Annotated in this window: 19 protein-coding genes; 7 read left to right on the top strand and 12 right to left on the bottom strand. The window is 70.4% G+C overall.

Translation table 11 applies throughout. The features are described from left to right. Nucleotides 1–26 precede the first annotated feature (26 nt). The 4 genes from hrcA to lepA all read right to left on the bottom strand — a co-directional run bounded on the left by hrcA (nt 27) and on the right by lepA (nt 4,887). Nucleotides 27–1,073, bottom strand: coding sequence for a heat-inducible transcriptional repressor HrcA (hrcA, locus tag LTL01_RS13925; protein ID WP_053548620.1), 1,047 nt, complete (start codon nt 1,071–1,073; stop codon nt 27–29). Between the two features lie 83 nt (nt 1,074–1,156). After that, on the bottom strand, nt 1,157–2,374 hold the full coding sequence (hemW, locus tag LTL01_RS13920) for a radical SAM family heme chaperone HemW (RefSeq protein ID WP_053548619.1): 1,218 nt from the start codon (nt 2,372–2,374) through the stop codon (nt 1,157–1,159). A 1-nt stretch (nt 2,375) separates the two neighbouring features. After that, the gene (locus tag LTL01_RS13915; protein ID WP_053548618.1) at nt 2,376–3,026 is read right to left on the bottom strand and encodes a DUF1990 domain-containing protein; all 651 of its coding nucleotides are present in this window, start codon (nt 3,024–3,026) and stop codon (nt 2,376–2,378) included. Nucleotides 3,027–3,036: 10 nt separating this feature from the next. Then, a complete protein-coding gene (lepA, locus tag LTL01_RS13910; protein WP_053548617.1) occupies nt 3,037–4,887 on the bottom strand; it encodes a translation elongation factor 4 in 1,851 nt (616 codons plus the stop codon). A 41-nt stretch (nt 4,888–4,928) separates the two neighbouring features. Here lepA and LTL01_RS13905 point away from each other — a divergent pair, with 41 nt between their 5' ends. Together LTL01_RS13905 and rpsT are read left to right on the top strand one after the other, a co-directional pair. Next, nucleotides 4,929–5,651 (top strand): alpha/beta fold hydrolase, encoded by a 723-nt coding sequence (locus LTL01_RS13905; RefSeq protein ID WP_053548616.1) that lies wholly within the window; start codon nt 4,929–4,931, stop codon nt 5,649–5,651. A 103-nt stretch (nt 5,652–5,754) separates the two neighbouring features. Next, the gene (gene rpsT / locus LTL01_RS13900) at nt 5,755–6,015 is read left to right on the top strand and encodes a 30S ribosomal protein S20 (RefSeq protein WP_053548615.1); all 261 of its coding nucleotides are present in this window, start codon (nt 5,755–5,757) and stop codon (nt 6,013–6,015) included. 68 nt (nt 6,016–6,083) lie between these two features. Here rpsT and holA read toward each other — a convergent pair whose 3' ends face one another. From holA to pabB, 5 genes are all read right to left on the bottom strand, one after another. Then, complete coding sequence (gene holA / locus LTL01_RS13895; RefSeq protein WP_053548614.1) at nt 6,084–7,118, bottom strand: DNA polymerase III subunit delta; 1,035 nt, start codon at nt 7,116–7,118, stop codon at nt 6,084–6,086. Nucleotides 7,119–7,156: 38 nt separating this feature from the next. Continuing rightward, on the bottom strand, nt 7,157–9,517 hold the full coding sequence (locus tag LTL01_RS13890) for a ComEC/Rec2 family competence protein (protein ID WP_236968993.1): 2,361 nt from the start codon (nt 9,515–9,517) through the stop codon (nt 7,157–7,159). After that, entirely contained in the window at nt 9,514–10,170 is a 657-nt protein-coding gene (locus LTL01_RS13885; RefSeq protein ID WP_053548697.1) for a ComEA family DNA-binding protein, read from the bottom strand. Before LTL01_RS13885 ends, LTL01_RS13890 begins: the two co-directional genes overlap by 4 nt. Nucleotides 10,171–10,260: 90 nt before the next feature. Beyond that, nucleotides 10,261–12,846: a leucine--tRNA ligase gene (leuS, locus tag LTL01_RS13880; protein ID WP_236968992.1), complete on the bottom strand. Its 2,586-nt coding sequence runs from the start codon at nt 12,844–12,846 to the stop codon at nt 10,261–10,263. Nucleotides 12,847–12,917: 71 nt separating this feature from the next. Then, nucleotides 12,918–14,210, bottom strand: coding sequence for an aminodeoxychorismate synthase component I (gene pabB / locus LTL01_RS13875; protein WP_236968991.1), 1,293 nt, complete (start codon nt 14,208–14,210; stop codon nt 12,918–12,920). Between the two features lie 44 nt (nt 14,211–14,254). On the opposite strand from pabB, the gene LTL01_RS13870 reads away from it, so the two are divergent. The 4 genes from LTL01_RS13870 to LTL01_RS13855 are packed head-to-tail and all read left to right on the top strand — an operon-like array spanning nt 14,255 to nt 17,644. Beyond that, on the top strand, nt 14,255–14,944 hold the full coding sequence (locus LTL01_RS13870; protein WP_053548610.1) for a DedA family protein: 690 nt from the start codon (nt 14,255–14,257) through the stop codon (nt 14,942–14,944). 4 nt (nt 14,945–14,948) lie between these two features. Further along, complete coding sequence (locus LTL01_RS13865; RefSeq protein ID WP_236968990.1) at nt 14,949–15,995, top strand: App1 family protein phosphatidate phosphatase; 1,047 nt, start codon at nt 14,949–14,951, stop codon at nt 15,993–15,995. Nucleotides 15,996–16,028: 33 nt separating this feature from the next. Continuing rightward, nucleotides 16,029–16,748 carry an SOS response-associated peptidase gene (locus LTL01_RS13860; protein WP_236968989.1) on the top strand — a complete coding sequence of 240 codons (720 nt, stop codon included), beginning with the start codon at nt 16,029–16,031 and terminating at the stop codon, nt 16,746–16,748. Beyond that, nucleotides 16,745–17,644: a 3-methyladenine DNA glycosylase gene (locus LTL01_RS13855; protein WP_372461357.1), complete on the top strand. Its 900-nt coding sequence runs from the start codon at nt 16,745–16,747 to the stop codon at nt 17,642–17,644. The genes LTL01_RS13860 and LTL01_RS13855 overlap by 4 nt, the downstream gene beginning before the upstream one ends. Here the strand turns inward: LTL01_RS13855 and LTL01_RS13850 are convergent. From LTL01_RS13850 to LTL01_RS13840, 3 genes are read right to left on the bottom strand one after another with little or no spacing between them, the layout of a single operon-like run. Then, on the bottom strand, nt 17,641–18,852 hold the full coding sequence (locus LTL01_RS13850) for a glycoside hydrolase family 3 N-terminal domain-containing protein (RefSeq protein WP_236968988.1): 1,212 nt from the start codon (nt 18,850–18,852) through the stop codon (nt 17,641–17,643). The two genes, LTL01_RS13855 and LTL01_RS13850, sit on opposite strands and share 4 nt — an antisense overlap. Before the next feature lie 23 nt (nt 18,853–18,875). After that, a complete protein-coding gene (locus LTL01_RS13845; RefSeq protein ID WP_272878137.1) occupies nt 18,876–19,136 on the bottom strand; it encodes a putative zinc-binding metallopeptidase in 261 nt (86 codons plus the stop codon). 39 nt (nt 19,137–19,175) lie between these two features. After that, nucleotides 19,176–19,637 (bottom strand): VOC family protein, encoded by a 462-nt coding sequence (locus LTL01_RS13840; protein ID WP_236968987.1) that lies wholly within the window; start codon nt 19,635–19,637, stop codon nt 19,176–19,178. A gap of 104 nt (nt 19,638–19,741) precedes the next feature. Between LTL01_RS13840 and LTL01_RS13835 the strand changes: the two genes are divergently transcribed. Next, the gene (locus tag LTL01_RS13835) at nt 19,742–20,725 is read left to right on the top strand and encodes a helix-turn-helix transcriptional regulator (RefSeq protein ID WP_236968986.1); all 984 of its coding nucleotides are present in this window, start codon (nt 19,742–19,744) and stop codon (nt 20,723–20,725) included. The last annotated feature ends 37 nt before the right edge of the window (nt 20,726–20,762 follow it).

Here is a 20,762-nt window from a genome sequence, read left to right as displayed (position 1 = left end):
CGGAACGCGGGGTCGGGTGAGCAGCGTCAGCGGCCGCTCTCGTCTTCTTCGAGGATCCGCGTGAGGTATCGGGCCACGGCCCGCACCGCCGCGAGATTGGTCGGGTAATCCATCCGCATCGGACCGAGGAGACCGACGCGCGCACGGGTACGCGCACCGGTCACGTCGTAGTCGCTGGCCAGGACGGATGCCTCGCCGAGGCCGAACGGTTCGTTCTCGCGCCCGATGCTCGCGGCGAGGCCCTGATCGTCCGCGACCATCTCGCCCATCAGCCGGAGGATGGTCACCTGCTCCTCGATCGCCTCGAGGAGCGGATAGATGCTCCCGCGGAAGTCCGCTTCGCTGCGGGCGAGGTTGGCGCTGCCGGCCATCACGAGGCGGTCCTGCCGGAAGTGCTCGAGCTCCTCCGCCACGGCCTTCGCGATGAGGATCGTGGCCGTCTCCCGCGGGACCGTGGGTTCATCGGGTGTCGCGATCCGCGCGGCGATGCGCTCGAGTCCCTCCCGCACGGGCCTGCCGACGAGGAGGGTTCCCAGCTCCGCCCGGATCCGGCCGAGATCGCTGTCGTCGAACTCGTCGCGCACGGAGGCGACGCGCTGCGACACCCGTCCGGTGTCGGTGACGACGATGACCAGCATCCGTCCGCCGCCGAGCTGCACGAGCTCCACATGGGTGACGCGTGCCCGGGCGAACGAGGGATACTGCACGATCGCGACCTGTCCCGTGAGGCTGGTCAGGGCGCGCACCGTGCGCGTGAGGACGTCGTCCAGGTCGCTCGACCCCTCCAGGAAGGAGGCGATGGCGCTGCGCTGCGCGGTGCTCAACGGGCGGAGCTCCGCCAGATGGTCGACGAAAACGCGGTAACCCTTGTCAGTGGGAACCCTGCCGGATGAGGTGTGCGGAGCCGCGATGAGCTCCTCGTCCTCGAGCTGGGCCATGTCGTTTCGGATCGTCGCGGCGGACACGCCGAAGGCGTGACGATCGACGATCGCCTTGCTGCCCACGGGCTCACGCGTGTCGACGTAGTCCTGAACGATGGCGCGCAGCACCTGGAGGCCCCGCTCGCTGACCATGCCACCTCCTCGGACGATCGTTGGCACTCACCGGAATCGAGTGCCAATTCTACTCGATGGCCCCGGGTCGGCTCGGGAGGCGCTCAGGAGGTCAGTGCGCGGGCCACCGTGTCGCCGAGGAGACGTCCGCGCAGCGTCAGCACCACCCGACCGTGGACCGCTGCTGCGCCGTCGACCAGTCCGTCGGCGATCAGAGCGGCGAGAGCTCGTCGTCCGGACGCCGACAGACGCTCGACGGGAAGCCCGTCGCGGATGCGGGTGCGGAGGAGCACCTCCTCCCATCGGCGCGCTGTCGCGTCCGGCGTCTCGCGTCCCGCCGCCGGCGACTCCCCTGCGGCGAGGCGCGCGGCGTACGCCGCCGGGTGCCGCACATTCCAGAACCGGGTACCCGCGATGTGGCTGTGCGCGCCGGGGCCGTAGCCCCACCAGTCGGCACCTTCCCAGTACGCGAGATTGTGGCGTGAGCGGCTGTCGGGGGTGCGTGCCCAGTTCGACACCTCGTACCAGTCGTATCCGGCCTCACCGAGGAGTGCGTCGGCCAGCTCGTACATGTCCGCCTGCAGATCGTCGTCGGGCGGAACGACCTCGCCGCGGCGGATCTGTCGGGCGAGCTTCGTCCCGTCCTCCACGATGAGGGCGTACGCGGAGATGTGATCGGGCTCCAGTGCGAGGGCGGCGTCGAGCGAGCGCCGCCAATCCTCCAGCGCCTCGCCCGGCGCGCCGTAGATCACGTCGACGCTCACCTGCAGACCCGCCGCCCGCGCGGAGTTCACCGCGGAGCGGACGTTCTCGGGGCGGTGTGTGCGATCGAGGCTCGCCAGCACGTGCGGGACCGCCGACTGCATGCCGACGGACATCCGGGTCACTCCGGCCGCCGCCAGCGCCTCGGCGGTGCCGTCGACGACCGTGTCGGGATTGGCCTCCACGGTCACCTCGGCGTCAGGGGCGATACCGAACTCCTCGGCGACGCCGTGGAGCATCCGCCCGAGGTCGCCTGCGGGAAGAAGGGTCGGGGTTCCGCCCCCGAGGAACACCGTCGTCGCGGGGCGCAACGGACCGCGTGCGGCGAGCTGCGCAGCAGAGAGGGTGATCTCCCGCCGGACGGTCTCGGCGTACGCGTCCTGGGACGCGCCGTGCAGTTCCTGTGCGGTGTAGGTGTTGAAGTCGCAGTAGCCGCAACGGACGCGGCAGAACGGAACGTGCAGGTACACGCTGAACGGCGCGTCCGCCGACCACGTCGAGTCCTCCCCGAGAGGACCCGCCGCGGGAATCGGGTCACCGAGCGGAAGCGCAGCCCCCACGTCAGGCCGACGTCGTGTACAGAGGTGAGATGGCGCGGAGATAGCCGGAAAAGAGCGCACGTCGCCGCCTCCGCGTCAACGCGGGGAACAGTCGGTGGAGAGGGGCCTTCGGAGCGTCGAACGCGCGGACGGTGAACCACACCTCGTCGTTGTCGTGCCAGTCCAGCATGAGCGACTCCTCGCCGCTGACGACGGAGTCGCCCACGGTGCCGATCGCGAAACCGATCCGTCGCGGCTCGTCGACGGCGAAGATGACGCGGAGCTCGGCATCCGCCCGCATTCCTCCCACGCGACCCGCCACGCGCACCGTCGTCCCCCCGGCGACGTACGGGGTGCCGTCGGCGTCGTAGCGCACGTCCGACTCGCTCCTGCTCGGGGCGACGGGCACCCCCTCCGGGTCGAAGCTGACACCGGCGTAGGTCGGTCCCGCGGCCGGACGCACGTCGCTCAGGGCGAGCCCCGCCCCGCGCTGCGCCGTCCACGACAGCAGTGCCTCGCCCGCGGAGCGGAACCGCGCTTCGCCGCTGCCGATGCGCCACGACTGTTCCGCAGGGATGCTCCGCTCGGGCGGGTACTGCATCAGATCGGGGGCCTGGGTGGCTCCGACGGCGGCGTAGTCGACGGTGTCGTCCCGGAAGCTTCCTCGACGCATGGGGTCCAGCCTACTTCGCGGCCTTGCCCTCGACATCCCCGGAGAGCGCGGCGATGAACGCCTCCTGGGGGACCTCGACGCGTCCGACCATCTTCATGCGCTTCTTGCCCTCCTTCTGCTTCTCCAGCAGCTTCCGCTTACGGGTGATGTCGCCGCCGTAGCACTTCGCCAGGACGTCCTTGCGGATCGCACGGATGTTCTCGCGCGCGATGATGCGCGCGCCGATGGCCGCCTGGATCGGCACTTCGAACTGCTGGCGCGGAATGAGCTTCCGCAGGCGTTCGGTCATCATCGTTCCGTACGCGTACGCCTTCTCGCGGTGCACGATCGAGCTGAACGCGTCCACCTTGTCGCCCTGGAGAAGGATGTCGACCTTGACCAGGTCGGCCTCCTGCTGCCCGCTGGGCTCGTAGTCGAGACTCGCGTAGCCCTGCGTCTTGGACTTCAGCTGGTCGAAGAAGTCGAACACGATCTCGCCGAGCGGCATGTCGTAGCGGAGCTCGACGCGGTCCTCGCTGAGGTAGTCCATGCCCAGCAGGCTGCCGCGGCGGGTCTGGCAGAGCTCCATGACGGTGCCGACGTAGTCCTTCGGGAGCAGGATGCCGACCTTGACCATCGGCTCGGAGACCGAGGCGACCCGTCCGTCCGGATACTCGCTGGGATTGGTCACCGTGACCGTTTCACCGGTGTCGGTGGTGACCTCGTACGTCACCGAGGGCGCGGTGGTGATGAGATCGAGGCCGAACTCGCGCGCGAGGCGCTCGGTGATGATCTCGAGGTGCAGGAGTCCGAGGAACCCGCAGCGGAAGCCGAATCCCAGCGCGACCGACGTCTCCGGCTCGTACTGCAGGGACGCGTCCGAGAGCTTCAGCTTGTCCAGCGCCTCGCGGAGGTCGCCGTAGTCGCTGCCGTCGATCGGGTAGATGCCCGAGAACACCATGGGCTTCGGATCCGTGTATCCCGGGAGGGCTTCGGTCGCGGGCACGCGGTGGTGCGTGATGGTGTCGCCCACCTTGGACTGACGGACGTCCTTCACACCGGTGATGAGGTAGCCCACCTCTCCCACGCCGAGTCCGCGGGTGGGCGTCGGCTCGGGGCTGGAGACGCCGATCTCGAGGAGCTCGTGCGTCGCGCGGGTGGACATCATCTGGATGCGCTCGCGGGGCGACAGCTGTCCGTCGACCATGCGCACGTACGTCACGACGCCCCGGTAGGCGTCGTAGACCGAATCGAAGATCATCGCGCGGGCCGGCGCGTCTGCGTTGCCCGTCGGTGCCGGGATCTGCTCGACGATACGGTCGAGCAGGGCTTCCACGCCCATTCCGGTCTTGCCGGAGACGCGCAGCACATCCGCAGGATCGCCGCCGATGAGTCCGGCGAGTTCGGCGGCGAACTTCTCGGGGTCGGCGGCCGGGAGGTCGATCTTGTTGAGCACCGGGATGATGTGCAGATCGTTCTCGAGGGCGAGGTAGAGGTTCGCCAGCGTCTGGGCCTCGATGCCCTGAGCGGCGTCGACGAGGAGGATGGCACCCTCGCAGGCCGCGAGCGACCGGCTGACCTCGTAGGTGAAGTCGACGTGGCCGGGCGTGTCGATCATGTTCAGCGCGTAGGCGGAATCGCCCAGCTGCCACGGCATCCGCACGGCCTGGGACTTGATGGTGATGCCGCGTTCGCGCTCGATGTCCATGCGGTCGAGGTACTGGGCGCGCATGTCGCGGTCGGCGACGACGCCGGTGATCTGCAGCATCCGGTCGGCCAGGGTGGACTTCCCGTGGTCGATGTGGGCGATGATGCAGAAGTTGCGGATGAGCTCCGGCGGGGTGGCGGACGGCTCGAGAGGCTTCAGGGCGCGAGGTGACATGTCTCGACGATTCTACGGGGGTGGTGGCTTAGCCTGACGGCATGGTCGTCCAGGTGGTGATGGTTCACGGCATCCGTACGTCCGCGACGATGTGGCGCGCCCAGGTGGCCCATCTTCGGGACCGTGGTGTCGGCGCGATCGCCGTGGACCTCCCCGGCCACGGATCGCGGATGTCGGAGGAGTTCTCCGTCGACGGCGCGTTCGCCACCATCGACGCCGCGGTGCGGGATGCCGCGACGCGGGGTCCGGTCATCCTCGTCGGACATTCGATGGGGGGTCTGCTGAGCATCGAGTACGCCGGCGCGGAGGAGCGGCCGCCGCTGGCGGCGTTCATCGCGGCATCCTGCACAGCGATCCCCCGCGGACCCGGGCTCGCGGCCTACCGATTCCTCGCGCGCCGCTTCGACGCGCTGCCCGATCGCGGGATGTGGCTCACCGATCGGGTGCTCGATCTCACGCTCCCCGGCGACACGCGCGCCGACTTCGGGGCGGGGGGCTACGCCTTCGACACGCAGGATGTCGCCCTCCGCAGCCTGTCGGTGCTGGATCTGCTGTCCGCCTTGGCGCGGATCGAGGTTCCGCTGTGGTTCGTCAACGGCCAGTTCGACCAGTTGAGGGTCAACGAGCGTCTGTTCACGCGGGTCGCTCCGCACGCCGAGCTCATCGTCGTTCCGCGCACGAGCCACCTCGTCACCGCGATGAGGCCGCGCGTCTTCAACGCCGTACTGGACCTGGCGATCGCGACGGTCGAGCAGACCTGGTAGAATCCTTGTTTGGCTTGCGTGTGGGTTCACCGCACGACCGCCGCGGCGCCCCTCTCGCGTCACCGGCACTCCACCATCACTCCGAGCGAAGGAACGTCCACACGTGGCGAACATCAAGTCGCAGATCAAGCGCAACAAGACCAACGAGAAGGCCCGCGAGCGCAACAAGGCGGTCAAGAGCGAGCTGAAGACCGAGGTGCGTCGCACCCGCGAGGCCGTCGCCTCCGGCGACAAGGCCGCGGCCGAGACCGCGCTGCGCAAGGCCAACAAGAAGCTCGACAAGGCTGTGAGCAAGGGCGTCATCCACGCCAACCAGGCTGCGAACCGCAAGTCGGCGATCGCCAAGCAGGTTGCGTCCATCTGACGTCCCGCAGCGACGACGAAGGCCCGCTCCTCCATGGAGCGGGCCTTCGTCGTTCGCGGCTCCCCGGTTCACTGACCGAACGGGCTCCGCGTGGCGATCACCGTGACCAGACGCTCCACGGCGAACACCGGGTCGCGCGACGCGCCCTTCACCTCGGAATCGGCGCGCGCCGCGGCCTGGATGGCCATACCGAGCGTGGTCTCGTTCCAGCCACTGAGGTCTCGCCGCGCGCGATCGACCTGCCAGTCCTTCAGGCCGAGGCGCGCAGCCAGGGCGCTCGAGGACTCTCGATGGCCCGCCACGCGAGCCATCGTGCGCAGTTTGGAGGCGATGGCCGCCACCAGGGGCACCGGGTCCGCCCCGGAGGCGAGGGCGTGCCGCAGGGCGACGAGCGCGTCGCCGTAGCGGCCGGCGATGGCGGTGTCGGCCACGACGAATGCGGAGGTCTCGACACGCCCGCCGTAGTACCGCTCGACCACCTGGTCCGTGATGTCGCCGGGGACGTCGGAGATCAGCTGCTGGCACGCCGCCGCGAGTTCGGTGAGATCGTCCGCGAACGCGGACACCAGCGCCCGCAGAGCGCTGGGCGCGATGCGCTTCTGGGCCGACCGGAACTCGTCCGCGGCGAAGTCGAAGCGATCCGAATCCCGCTTGACCGCCGGGCAGGAGATCTCGACACCGCCGCCGCGACCGCTGCGCACGGCGTCGAGCAGCTTCTTCCCGCGCACGGTCGCCCCGGTGTGGCGCAGGATGACGGTCGCGCCCTCCTGGGGAGCCTCGAGATATCCGAGCGCTTCGGTGAGGAACGCGTCGTTGCACTTTTCGACGCCGCTGACCCGGATGAGGCGGGGCTCGCCGAACAGGGAGGGAGACGTCAGCGACAGGAGGGTGCCGGGAGCGTAGTCGTCCGCGCGGACGTCGGAGACCTCGAGGCTCGGATCGTCCGCCCGCAGGATGTCGCGGACGCCTGCGATCGCACGCTCGGCGCAGACCTCCTCAGGGCCGGACACGAGGACGAGGGGGGCGGGCTGCGGGCTGCGCCATGAGATCTGCGGGATCGCGCTCTTCGGCCCTCGGGCAGCGGGACGACGTGCGGCGGGCATGGGGTTCAGCCTACAAGCGGGCGCCGACGTCCCACGGCTCAGTCGGCTCGCCGCTCGCTCCAGATCCGCCACCCCTCGGGGACGCGGACGATCGCGACGACTCCCGCTCGGTCGGTCCGCGCGACAGTCGCGCCGACCTCCTCGAGGATGCGGAGGATCTCCACGCGCGGGTGCCCGTGGGTGTTGTCCGCGCCGACGGGTATGAGGGCGACGGCGGGTGCGGCGAGGGCGTACAGACCGGCATCCTGGTCGGCGCTCCCGTGGTGCGCGACCTTCACCAGGGCGTACGGGGGATCGAGCGCCCCCGAGGCCCCGAGGACCCGCTGCGTCGCGGCCGAGAGGTCGCCGAGCCACAGGGAATCGGGCACTCCCCCGCCGGACATCTCCAGCACGACGCTGGCGTCATTGCCCGGCTCGCCGGCGCCGGGACCGGGGACGGGCCACACCGTGCGCCATCGGGCGCCGCCGAGGAGACCGGTGTCACCCCTGCCGGTGCGGGTCACCCGGGCGCCCGCGGCCTCCAGCACCCCGAGGGTCACCGCATCCTGAGGCTCCACGGGGCCGTGGAGCACGCGGCCGACGCGGCCGACGATCGCGTCGATCCCCCCGCTGTGGTCGAGGTCGAAGTGCGTGAGGACGAGCAGATCGATGCGGGTGACCCCCGCTCGGGCGAGGCAGCGTGAGAGCAGCCCGGGATCGGGGCCCGTGTCGATGAGGGCGACCACCCCGGAAGAGCGGACGAGCACGGCATCCCCCTGGCCCACGTCGCACGCGAGGATCGTCCAGTCGCGGGGCAGGGTCCAGGGGCCGATCACTGATTCGAGGGCGATGCGTCCGCCCGCGAGACCGATGACGACCGCCAGGACGGCGGCCGTGAGGACCCGCGTCGCGCGCGCGAGGCGCGTCGATCCCCGGACACCCGCGATGACGATCCCGACGCACACGCCGACGACCGCGAGGGAGGCCGCACCGCCGAGCCCATCCATCCAGCCCAGGGTGCCCAGCGGCAGGTCCGACAGCGCCATCGCCGTCCCCGCGATCCAGGACGCCGGGAGCCACGCGAGCATCGTGAGCCCGTTCTGCAGCGTCGGCCACGGAGCGGCGAGACAGGCGAGAAGACCCACGACGGTCGCCACAGGCGCGGCGGGTGCGGCCAGGAGGTTCGCCGGCACTCCCCAGAGCGGCACCTCGGGGGTGATCAGGATCAACAGCGGCCCGCACGCGAGCTGTGCGGCCAGAGGGACCGCCAGGGCCAGCGCCAGGAATCGTGGGAGCGCCCGCGACAACCCCTCGGCGAGCGGTCGGGCGAACAGGAGGAGCGCGCCCGTCGCCGCGGCGGAGAGCGCGAAGCCGAGCGACGTGGACAGCCACGGATCGAAGACGAGCAGGACGCCGACCGTGAGGGTGAGGATGCCGATCCCGGCGGCGGGACGACCGAGCAGAAGGGCGAGCATCGACACCGCGGCCATCGTCGCCGCCCGGACGACGCTCGGCTCGGGGGTCACGAGCAGGACGAAGCCCGCCAGCACGGTCACGCCGACGAGGACTCGGCCGCGACGGGTGGCGCCGAGAGCTGCGGAGAGGACGAAGGAGATCCCGACCACGATCGCACAGTTGGCTCCGGACACAGCCGTGAGGTGCGAGAGCGAGGTCGCCTTCATCGCGGCGTCGAGCTCGGGCGAGACCGCCGAGGTGTCGCCGACGGCGAGACCCGCGATGAGGCCCGCTCCGGGGGCGGGAAGCGGGTCGCCCGCCCGCACGAGGCCGTGCCGGAGGTCGGAGGCGACGGCGAAGACCCCCTTCGGCGCGTGCAGGATCTGCGGTGCCTCGACGGCGCGCAGACGCACGACCGCGCGCTCGCCGTTCCGCGCCGGTGCCGCGCTCCCGATGACGCGCACCGTCGCGCCGACATCGAGCCGGGAGCCGGCAGTCGCACGGTCCTGGGGACTCAGCGCGACGACGAGGTCGGCGCCGAGCGGCCGCTCATCACCCGACACCGATGCCGACGACACGCGGGCGACGAACGAGGCGCCGTGCGCCGAGGGCTCGATCTTCCCCACGACCACGGCGGTGACCTCCAGCCGGCCCGGCGCGTCGAGCAGGAGGCCCGCAGCCGCGTCGCGCTGAGGCTCCGCCAGTGCCACGTGGGACGCAGCGGATGCGGCCAGTGCGAGGGAGAGGGCCAGCACCACGGGCGCCGCACCCGTCCGGCCCGCTCGGACGCGCAGCACGAGGGCCGCCGCAACCACCACGGTGCAGGTCCACAGCGCGACGGATGCCCCGGCGGCCCCATCCGGATGATGGACGAGCACGCCAGCTGTCACCCAGACCGATGCCGCGGCGGGCACGACGCGCAGACGACGCAGAGCACGACGGCGGCGCGGAACGGCGTCCGTCACACCCGCACCTGTTCGCGGAGCCCCGCCAGGAGCTTCTCGCCGATCCCCGGAACCGCCAGGAGATCCTCGACGCTGGAGAAGGGACCGTTCTGCTCGCGCCACTCGATGATCCGCTGCGCGATCGCGGGCCCGATCCGGGGCAGGGTGTCCAGCGCCGCCGCATCCGCCGTGTTCAGGTCGAGCGGTCCGCCGCCCGTGGGCCCGCCTTCCGTGGAGCCGCCGCCGGCCGCGGCGCCGTCGGGCGGAGCCTCCCCCGGTGCCGGGATGTGCACCTGTTCCCCGTCGACCGCGGGACGGGCGAGATTCACCGCGGCACGGTCCGCGCCCTCGGCGAAGCCCCCGGCGGCGGCGACGACGTCCACGACACGCGCTCCGTCGGCGAAGACGTAGAGCCCCGGGCTCCGCACCTGTCCGGAGACGTGGACGAAGATCTCCGAATCGTCGTCCACGCGGGCCGGGTCTCCGGTCGGATCGGAGACGTGCGATGGCGCCGGCGGGTCGACCGGCACCACCGTCGTGGGCGCGCTCGCCGAGCGGACGATGCCGATCCCGATCGTCACGATGAGGACGATCAGCACCAGCGCGACCGCCGCTCCCCATCCCCACCGTCGCGCGGTCGGCGCCGTTTCGGACGCGGGGAGAGGGGCGGACACGCTCACACGCTAGGCGGATGCGGCAGCGGCATCCGTCGTCCTGCGCCGTTCGTGGACGGCGTCGCGCGCATCCCCCGTTGGGGAGGAGGGTCAGCGGGTGCTGAAGCTGACCACCTTCGGCGGGCGGACCACGGCCCGGACGACCTCGCGGTCGCCGAGAGCCTTGACGATGCGCGCGTCCGCCCGGGCGAGGCGCTCCAGTTCGGCCGCGTCGATCCGCGCCGAGACCTCGAGGGTCGCCCGGACCTTGCCGTCGATCTGCACGACGGTCGTCACGCTGTCCTCGACGAGCAGCATGGGATCCGCCTGCCGCCACGTCACGAGACCGACGAAGCCGTCGTATCCGAGGACCTCCCACATCTCCTCCGCGACGTGCGGCGCGAAGAGATCGAGGACCATGGCCGTCGCCTCCGCAGCCTCGCGCACCGCGGGGTCGGCGGCACCGGGCCCGGAGTCGATCGCCTTCCGGGTCGCGTTGACGAGCTCCATGAGTCGCGCGACGACCACATTGAACTTCGTCTGCTCGACCAGGCCCGGGGCGTCGGCCAGCAGACGGTGGGTCACGCGACGCAATGCCGGGTCGCCCTCGGCCCAGATCACATCCGGGTCGCTCGAGACGTCGTGGGCGACGCGCAGCGCCCGCGAGAGGAACTTCGTCGCGCCGGTGGTCGAGACATCCGCCCAGTCCTTGTCGTCCTCGACGGGACCGGCGAAGGCGAGCGCGACCCGCAGCGCGTCCGCGCCGTGGGCGTCCAGCTCTTCCTGGAAGAGGACGAGGTTGCCCTTGCTCTTGGACATCTTCGCGCCGTTGAGGATCACCATCCCCTGGTTGATGAGGCTCGAGAAGGGCTCGGTGAAGTCCAGGTGACCCATGTCGTACAGGGCCTTGGTGATGAAGCGGGCGTACAGCAGGTGCAGGATGGCGTGCTCCACGCCGCCGATGTAGAAGTCGACGGGCGCCCAGCGAGCGGCCTGCGCCGGGTCGAACGCCTGCGTGGCATCGCCGGGCGAGAGGAAGCGCAGGAAGTACCACGAGCTGTCGACGAACGTGTCCATCGTGTCGGGGTCGCGCTGTGCGGCCGCACCGGTCTCGGGATCCTCCGTCTGCATCCACGCGGATGCCGCGCCCAGCGGAGAGGAGCCCTTGGGGGTGAGGTCGATCCCCCGGGCGTCAGGCAGAGTGAGGGGCAGCTGCTCCTCCGGCACGGGGACGATCCCGCCGTCTTCGGTGTGGATCATCGGGATGGGGGTGCCCCAGAAGCGCTGGCGGGAGATCAGCCAGTCGCGCAGGCGGTACGACTTCGCGGCGCGGCCGGTTCCGGCAGCGGTCAGCTCGTCGACGATCCGAGCGATCGCGTGACGCTTGGAGAGTCCGTTGAGCGAACCCGAGTTGATCAGCCGGCCTTCGCCCGTCAGGGCGATGCCGGTGCGGGCGGGGTCGAGGTCGTCGAGAGACGGGTCGTCCAGCGTCGGGTCGATCGGGTCGCCGTTCTCGTCGAGCTCGATGACCGGGATGGCGCCCGTGATGGGTGCGGTGGTGTCCACGACCACCTTCACGGGGAGATCGAACGCGCGGGCGAAGTCGAGGTCGCGCTGGTCGTGTGCCGGGACGGCCATCACCGCACCGTGTCCGTAGTCCGCCAGGACGTAGTCGGCCGCCCAGATCGGCAACCGCTCGCCGTTGACGGGGTTGATCGCGAAGCGGTCGAGGAAGACGCCGGTCTTGGGACGATCGGTGCTCTGGCGCTCGATGTCGGTCTCGCGCTGGACACGCTCGAGGTAGTCCTGGAAGCGCATCCGCACCTCCGCCGTCGAGCCGGCGGCGAGTTCGGCCGCGAGGTCGCTGTCGGGCGCGACGACCATGAAGGTCGCCCCGTGCAGGGTGTCCGGGCGTGTCGAGAACACGGTGACCTTCTCGGCCCGCCCCTCGATCTCGAAGTCGATGTCGGCGCCGACGGAGCGGCCGATCCAGTTGCGCTGCATGCGCAGGACCTTCGACGGCCAGAAGCCCTCCAGCTGGTTCAGGTCGTCGAGGAGCCGGTCGGCGTAGTCCGTGATCTTGAAGTACCACTGCGTGAGCTTCTTCTTCACGACCTCATGGCCGCATCGCTCGCAGTGTCCGTCGACGACCTGCTCGTTGGCGAGGACGGTCTGGTCGTTCGGGCACCAGTTGACCGGGCTGGCCTTCCGATAGGCCAGGCCCCGCTCGTAGAGCTTCTGGAAGAGCCACTGGTTCCAGCGGTAGTAGTCGGGGTCGCTCGTGTGCAGGACCCGGTTCCAGTCGAACGAGACGCCGTACTGACGGAAACCCGCCTTCTGCTGCTCGATGTTGGCGTAGGTCCACTCGCGGGGGTCCGCGCCGCGCTTGATCGCGGCGTTCTCCGCGGGCAGCCCGAAGGAGTCCCATCCGATCGGGTTCAGGACGTTGTAGCCGCGGTGCCGCCAGAAGCGGGCCACGATGTCGGAGTAGAGGTAGTTCTCGGCGTGCCCCATGTGCAGGTCGCCCGACGGGTACGGGAACATCGCCAGCACGTACTTGCGCGGCCGCGTGTCCTCGGGCCCGCCGGCGCGGAAGGGGTCTGCGGCCGCCCATCGCTGCTGCCACTTCGTCTGGACGGCGTGCGCGTCGTAGCCTCCGCCGTCGGCGGCGGGCAGCGGTGCGGAGCTCTGAGACACAGAAAGACCAATCGTGGGGGATGCCGGGTGTCGCGCGAGAGCGCAACGTCCAGGCTAGCGGAACGGGCCGTTCACCAGCCGTCGGGCACGGGTGCGCCGAGCGCGGAGAGGGGCCCGCGCGCCTTGATGCCGACCTCGGCGACCTCGGCGTCCGGCCGGGACCGCCAGGTGATCCCGCCGCCCGCACCCACGTACGCGTGAGCGCCGGTGATGACGATCGATCGGATGGTCATGGCGAGATCGAGCGCACCATCCGTCCCGACCCACCCGAACGCCCCCGAGTACACGCCGCGAGGGGCCGCCTCCAGCCCGTGAAGCAGCGTCATGGCGGAAAGTTTCGGAGCGCCGGTCATGCTGCCGGCCGGGAAGGTGGCGGCCATGAGGGCTCCCACGGTGACGTCCGGGCGCAGGACGCCCGAGACCGTGCTGACCAGTTGGTGGACCGCGGGATACGTCTCGACCTCCAGGAGGTGGTCCACGCCCACCGAGCCGGGCTCGCACACGCGCGAGAGGTCGTTGCGCATGAGATCGACGATCATGACGTTCTCCGCGCGCTCCTTCGGGTCCGCCGCGAGATCGGCGGCCAGTGCCCGGTCCTCGTCCGGGGTGGTGCCGCGCGGGCGCGTGCCCTTGATCGGACGGGTCTGGACCCGTCCGCCGTGGACGCCGAGGAACTGCTCCGGACTCGCACTGAGCAGACTGGTGTCGCCGATGCGGACGAATCCGCCGTGATGCGCCGGCGTCAGCGCGCGCAACCGGCGGTAGACGGATGCCGCATCCTCGACGCCGTCGACGTCGAAGCGCGTCGTGAGGCAGAGCTGGTAGGCGTCGCCCTCACGGATGGCTTCGCGGCAGGCGGCGATCAGTGCGCGGTAACGGGTCGGGGTGTGGCGTGCACGTGCCCGGGACGCCGCCGCCGGCGCCGGTGGCACGGGAGTCGGCGCCCGCCGCACGAGATCGATGAGATCCGGAAGATCGGCGGGTGCCGCGCGGATCCGCACCCGTCGGTGCGCGTGATCGAAGCCGACCACGGCGTCGGCACGCACCCAGCGGCCTGCGGCGAGTCCGGGCTCCTCCGTCGCGGGGGCACCGGCCAGTGCGGCGGCCCGGTCGTACGGCATCCACCCCACCCATCCGCCGGCGAGGGGACCCGCCGAGACGGACGCGGACACCTCGCCGCCCGCCGGAACCGCGGCGACGACCTCGTCCGAGGCGAGGCTCCCCGTCCCGACCCAGCTCCATCCGGTCGACGCGTCGGGGCCGGCATCCAGCCAGAAGAGATCGTCCGTGCGCTGCTCCCAGACCGCGAAGACCGCTTCGGGGTCCGCCCACTCGGGGACCTCCACCGTCGTCGACGCCGTCACGTCCTCCAGGCTAGGGGGGATGCCGGCGATCTAGGCTCGAGAGTGTGAACGAGATCCTCACCTGGCTGCTCGACACGGTGCAGTCCGTCGACCCGGCGATCCGCACCATCGTGGCGGGGATCGCCATCATGCTCGAGACGAGCGTGCTGATCGGACTGGTCGTCCCCGGGGACACGATCGTCATCGTCGCAGGCACGGCCGTGGCGTCGGTCGGCGAGGGGATCCTCCTGGGGGTCGTGGTCGTGGTCGGTGCACTCGCCGGGGAGACCATCGGGTTCTTCCTGGGGCGGTGGCTCGGCCCGGCGATCCGCCGGTCCCGGCTCGGTCGCCGTATCGGCGAAGAGAACTGGGTCCGGTCCGAACGCTACCTCCGGCGTCGCGGGGGGCCGGCGATCTTCCTCTCCCGATTCCTTCCCGTCCTCCATTCGCTCGTCCCCCTCACCGTGGGGATGAGCGGGTATCCGTACCGCCGTTTCCTCGCCTGGACGGTGCCGGCATGCACGATCTGGGCGTTCCTCTACGTCGGTGTCGCCGCCGCGGCCGCCGGCACGTACCGCGAACTCGCTGACCGGATCCACTTCGCGGGATACCTCTTCGTCGGAGTGATCCTCGTCTTCCTCGTGCTGGTGTTCGTGTCGAAGAAGATCATCGAACGCGTCGAGCGAAAGCACCTCGACACGGGGGATGACGGCTCGGAGGCGTCCGCGACGCCGCGTGAGGGCATGGAAGACTGAAGCGATGGCTTCGCGCGCCCCCCGCCCCGATCGTCCCAAGATCCTCTGGCTCGCCCGATGGGAGTACCGCTTCCACGCGTGGCGCGAGCGGCGTGCGCGTGCGCGCGGACTCACGCCGACCGTGACCCCGTTCCCCGGCTACGGCGGCGAGGACTGGGTGCGGGTGCTGGGGCGGGTCCTCATCGTTCCGCCGCGAGCGGGCGGCCGTGCGCGGCGCTCCGGCGGCTGGGAGAGCGTGCGGGGGTGGCGGAGCTTTGTCGCTGTCCCCGTCGGCTACGCGCAGGTCACCGTCCGGATCGGGGATCGCACGCACGAGGTGGTGGCCGATCGCGGCGGCGTCATCGACATCCGACTGCCCGCATCGCTCCCCGCCGGATGGCAGAACGTGGAGGTCACGGTCGAGGGCGGCGACCCGATCCCCCTGCGCGTGTTCGTGGTGAGCGCGGACACGCGTTTCGGTGTGGTGTCGGATGTCGATGACACCGTGATGGTGACCGCGCTCCCCCGGCCGTTCGTCGCCGCGTGGAATTCCTTCGTCCTCGACGAGCACGCCCGTCAGCCCGTGCCGGGGATGGCGGTGATGATGGAGCGGGTCGTCCGGGAGCATCCCGGATGTCCGGTCATCTATCTGTCCACGGGCGCGTGGAACGTCGCGCCGACGCTGAACCGGTTCCTCCGCCGACACCTCTTCCCGCCGGGGTCTCTCCTCCTGACGGATTGGGGCCCGACGCACGACCGGTGGTTCCGCAGCGGAATGGCCCACAAGCTTGCCAACCTCCGCCGTCTGGCCGAGGAGTTCCCCGACGTCCGCTGGCTCCTCGTCGGCGATGACGGCCAGCACGACGATGAGATCTACACGACCTTCACGGACGAGCATCCCGAGAACGTGGCGGCGGTCGCGATCCGCAAGCTCTCCCCGGCCGAGGCCGTGCTCGCCGGTGGACGCACCGCGGTCAACGACCACGCCGCGGCCGAGGTCCCGTGGGTGAGCGAATCCGACGGCGCGGGTCTTCTCGACCGTCTCCGCGAGGTGGGGATCGTCTCGCGCTGATCGACGTCGGCACCCGCGCGTAGGCTTTCCGGCATGTGCGGTCGATTCGTCGTGGCCCGAGCGGGTGAAGAGCTGGTGTCGGTGCTCCGTGCGGACGTGATCGCCGATGACCTCCCCGCCCCGTCGTTCAACATCGCGCCGACCGATCGTGCGGCGATCGTGCTCGACTCGGTGAAGTCCGAGCCGCCGCTGCGCCGGGTCGAGGCCGCGCGGTGGGGCCTCGTGCCGGGCTGGGCGAAGGACCTGTCGATCGGCGCGCGTGCGTTCAACGCCCGGGCCGAGGAGGTCGAGGAGAAGCCCATGTTCCGCAACGCCCTCGTCTCCCGCCGGGCGATCGTGCCGTGCTCCGGGTGGTACGAGTGGAAGACGGGTCCTGCGGGCAAGGTCCCCCACTACCTCCACGCGGCCGACGACGCCCCGATCTTCCTCGCGGGACTCTACGAGTGGTGGCGGGATCCCGGTCGCGCCGACGATGATCCGGCCCGCTGGGTGCTGAGCTTTACCATCCTCACCCGCAGCTCCGTCGGTGCGCTGGCGGACATCCACGACCGGATGCCGCTGATGGTCGACGCCGATCATGCCGACGCGTGGCTGGACCCGTCGACGGAGAACGTCGGCGATGTCCTGGACGCCGCGATGGATGCCGCGCCGAGCATGGTGCACACTCTCGACGATCGCGTGGTCGGGGCCGCTGTCGGGAACGTGCGCAACAACGGTCCCGAGCTCATCCAGCCGGCACCGGACGCCGCATGAGCCTCGTCGCGGTCGACGGCAGGGCGGTCGCGTCGCTCGCGCCGGACGCGTGGCGCGATCTCGAACGCCGCCATGAGGAGCGCGCGGACGCCATGACCCGGGCGCACCGGGAACGGGCAGCCCGAGGCGAGCGGCATCCCGTGATGGACTTCCTCTTCCGCTACTACGGCTACAAGCCCGCGCTGCTGCGCCGTTGGCATCCGGGCGCGGGTGTCGTCCTCCGGGACGCCGGCGACGCCGAACGATCGTCGTGGCGCTGGTATCGCCGCGCCGACTCCGCCGAGGACCTCGAGGTGGATGTGGATGCTTTCCGAGGCGAGAAGGCCGCGCTCATCGGCGGTATCCACGCGCTCCTCGTCGCCACCGCGAGCAGGCGACCGCGGTTCGGCTGCTTCGGATTGCACGAGTGGGCCATGGTCTACCGCTCCCCCGACATCCGTCACGACATCCCCCTCCGTCTCGGTCGGGCGGCCACCGACGCGGTCGTCGAGTCGAGTGATCTGGCGTGCACGCACTTCGACGCCTACCGGTTCTTCACCCCGGCGGCGGCGCCTCGGAATCCCCTCCCGCTGACGCGCGACACCCAGATCGACACCGAACAGCCGGGATGCCTCCATGCCGGAATGGATCTCTACAAGTGGGCCGTCAAGCTCGGCCCCCTGGTCCCGGGTGAGCTTCTGCTGGACTGCTTCGCGCTGGCCCGCGACATCCGCGAGGTCGACATGCGGGCCTCCCCCTACGATCTGACCGACTGGGGCTACGCAGCGATCGCCATCGAGACGGCCGCGGGAAAGGCCGAGTACGGGCGACGCCAGCAGATCTTCGCGGAGCGAGGCGCGGCTCTGAGAGGTCGCCTGATCGAGATCGCCGCGGCTCCCGCATCGACGCCCGCTTAGGGGATCGCCGTGCATTCCGTGCAGGGCATGAGCGTGTCGCCCTGCGCGGCGGTGGAAAGGCGCAGCGCCATCACCCGGGTGGCGGCCTCTTCGAGCCGACCTGAGGACAGGGTTCCCTCCTCCACCGCGGCGGTGATGCCGGCCACCATCGCCGGCGCCGTATCGGCTGTGGTGAACATCACCGACAGCACCATGTCGTTCCCCGCCGCAAGCGCGGACACCGCGTTGGCGACCGGGTCGTCGTATGCGGCGATGCCGGAGGCCTGGAGCATGCCGAGATCGTCGGTGATCGCGACACCGGTGAACCCGAGGTCGTCTCGCAGGATGTCGTGCCATGCGGAGGAGAGGGATGCCGGCGCGGGGTCGACGTCGGTGTAGGCGAGGTGGCCGAGCATCACCAGCGGCACGCCGGCTTCGATGGCCGCGCGGAACGGCGCACCGTCGCGGGTCTCCCACTCTGCGCGCGTCATGGCGGTGGTCGGGATCCCCTGATGGGAGTCCCCGGGGGCGGCTCCGTGGCCGGGGAAGTGCTTCGCGGTGGACAGCACGAGGCCCGCTTCGCCCCGGACGGCGGCACCGACGTGATCCGCGGCGGACTGCGGTGTCGTGCCGAGTGCGCGCGGATAGATGAACATGGAGGGGTCGTCGGCCACGTCGGCGACGACGCCGAAGTTGACGGTCGCGCGCGCGCGAGCGACGAGGGCGGCGCGGGCGGCGAACGCGGTGCCCGCGTCGGCGACCGGCGCGTTCTTGAGAGTCCGCGCGGAGGCGTTGTCGTCCCACGGAAGTCGGGAGACGTCGCCGCCCTCCTGGTCGATGCCGATGAGCGGTGGAAGCTCCGGGTCGACCTGCAACGCCGATGTGACGGCGCGCAGCTCCCCCTCCGACGCGGGGATGTTCGCACCCATGAGGATGAACCCTCCGATGCCCGTCTCGCGCATGTACTGCTCGAGGACCACCGGGTCCGCCGTCGGCAGGTGCCCCATCACGACGCTCGCCGCGCGCTCTGCGGTGTCCATTCGCGCCACCAGAGCCTGGGCGTGCGCGGCGAGATCATCCGATGTCCCCGCGACCGCGGCGCCGCGCGCGCCCGTCGTCGCGGTGGGGGCCGACGGGTCCTCCGCAGCATGGACGGGATCGAGGGAGCCCAGCACGATGCTCGCGGCGACGAAGAGCCCGACGGCGCCCGCGCGGATCGGTGACGGCATCCCTTCAGGGTACGCGCGCCGCCTCACGCTCGCTCGGGGTCCACCGATACCGCCGTCGCGATCGCGATCTGAGCGTCGGGATCCAGCGGTGCCCGGGTCACGAGATCGTGGATGAAGGAGAGCTTCCGGCGGACCGGAGCCACCAGGGTGAACGGGTACAGGTCGCCGTGCCCCATGGACCGGTTCGTCCGGTTGAGGGCCTGAGCGATCCACTCCCAGTCATCGAGCAGGCGCTGGACCGATTCGTCCCGTGTTGGTGCGGATCGTTGATGCGGTGCTGCCAGGTGAAGCCCATCACCTGGCAGCGCCGCATCAAGGGTGTCTCAGCTGGGGTTGTGTTCGGCGGCGACGTCGAGGATCCAGGTAACGCCGAAGCTGTCGGTCAGCATGCCGAAACCCGGGCTCCACGCCGACGCGGCGAGAGGCTCGATGATCGCGGCGCCGACAGCGAGCTTGTCCCAGTACGCCTGCACCTCTTCGAGGCTCGTGCCGCGGACGGAGACGAAGAACGGCTGGTCGGTGATCGTGACGCCGTTCTCCCTGCGAGTGGACGTTGCAGGGGGGTTGGCTGGCGCGCCGGGGATGTCGTAGGCCATGACCCGGAAGCCGTTGTCGGCTTCGAGTTGCCCGAACACGACATTGTCGGCACCGGGGACGTCTTTTGGCATGCCGAAGTCGCCGTAGGTGGTGATGGTGGTCTGTCCGCCGAACACGGACTGGTAGAACTCCAGCGCCTTGCGTGCGTCGCCGCGGAAGTTCAGGTGAGTGGTCGTGGTGATGCTCATGGGTGGCTCCTTGATCAATGCGGTGCCCGAGCTCCCCTCGGACATGTCGAGCCTTCCACCTATATAGGACAACTTACGTCCTAGATGCCGTCTATCCTTGAAGCATGAGCGCCCCGACCTCTCGATTGCTCACGCTGCTGTCGCTACTGCAGACCCGGCGCGACTGGCCCGGTTCGGTGCTCGCCGAACGGTTGGAGGTCAGTCATCGCACGGTCCGCCGCGACGTCGACCGGCTCCGGGAGATGGGGTACAACATCCAGGCCACGATGGGCCCCGAGGGTGGGTACCGGCTCGAGGCGGGTAACGAGCTGCCGCCATTGCTATTCGACGACGACCAGGTCCTTGCCCTTGCCGTCGCTCTCCAGACCGCCACCGCCTCCGGCGTCGGTATCGAAGAAGCATCCCTCAGGGCGTTGACCACGATCCGGCAGGTCATGCCCTCACGCCTGCGGCACCGCCTGGACGCGCTCGCCTTCACCGCGCTGCCATCCCGTCCTGGCGACGCGGTGCCGGGTACGGTCGCACCGGACGTCTTGGTCGCGATCTCTGCGGCGGTGCGGGCCCATGAGGTACTTCGCTTCGATTACGCCTCCCGTGCCACGACCGCCGATGACGTCACCGCCCCGCCGCGGCGTGTGGAGCCGCACCACCTCGTCACGGCCCAGGGTCGCTGGTACCTCCTCGCGTGGGATCTCGACCGAGACGAGTGGCGGCTCTTCCGCGCTGACCGGATGACTCCGCGCGTCCCGACAGGGCCCAGGTTCGCACCGAGGAACGTCCCGGGCGGTGACGTCGGCGAATACGTCTCGGCACGTTTCAAAGGCTCCGATCAGGTCAACCGCTGGCCCTGCTACGGCAAGGTCATCCTTCACCTCCCAGCACGAGAGGCGCTGCCGTTTGCCGGTGACGGGATCGTAGAAGAACTCGGCCCGGACCGCTGCACACTCGAGGTCGGCTCCTGGTCCTGGGTTGCCCTTGCTGCCGCCCTGAATCGCTTCGACACTGATATCAACGTCATCAGTCCGCCCCAACTCCAACACGCGTTCGGTGTTCTCGCCGCACGGAACGCGGCGACATCCACGGGGTGACCTCTCCCGCAATCAAACGGTGCCACCCTCTCCCGCA

Source organism: Microbacterium aurantiacum (assembly GCF_021654035.1).
In the GTDB taxonomy this organism is placed as follows: domain Bacteria; phylum Actinomycetota; class Actinomycetes; order Actinomycetales; family Microbacteriaceae; genus Microbacterium; species Microbacterium aurantiacum.
The sequence above is the reverse complement of the archived record's forward strand: the minus strand, read 5'-3'. Positions and strand labels throughout refer to the sequence as shown.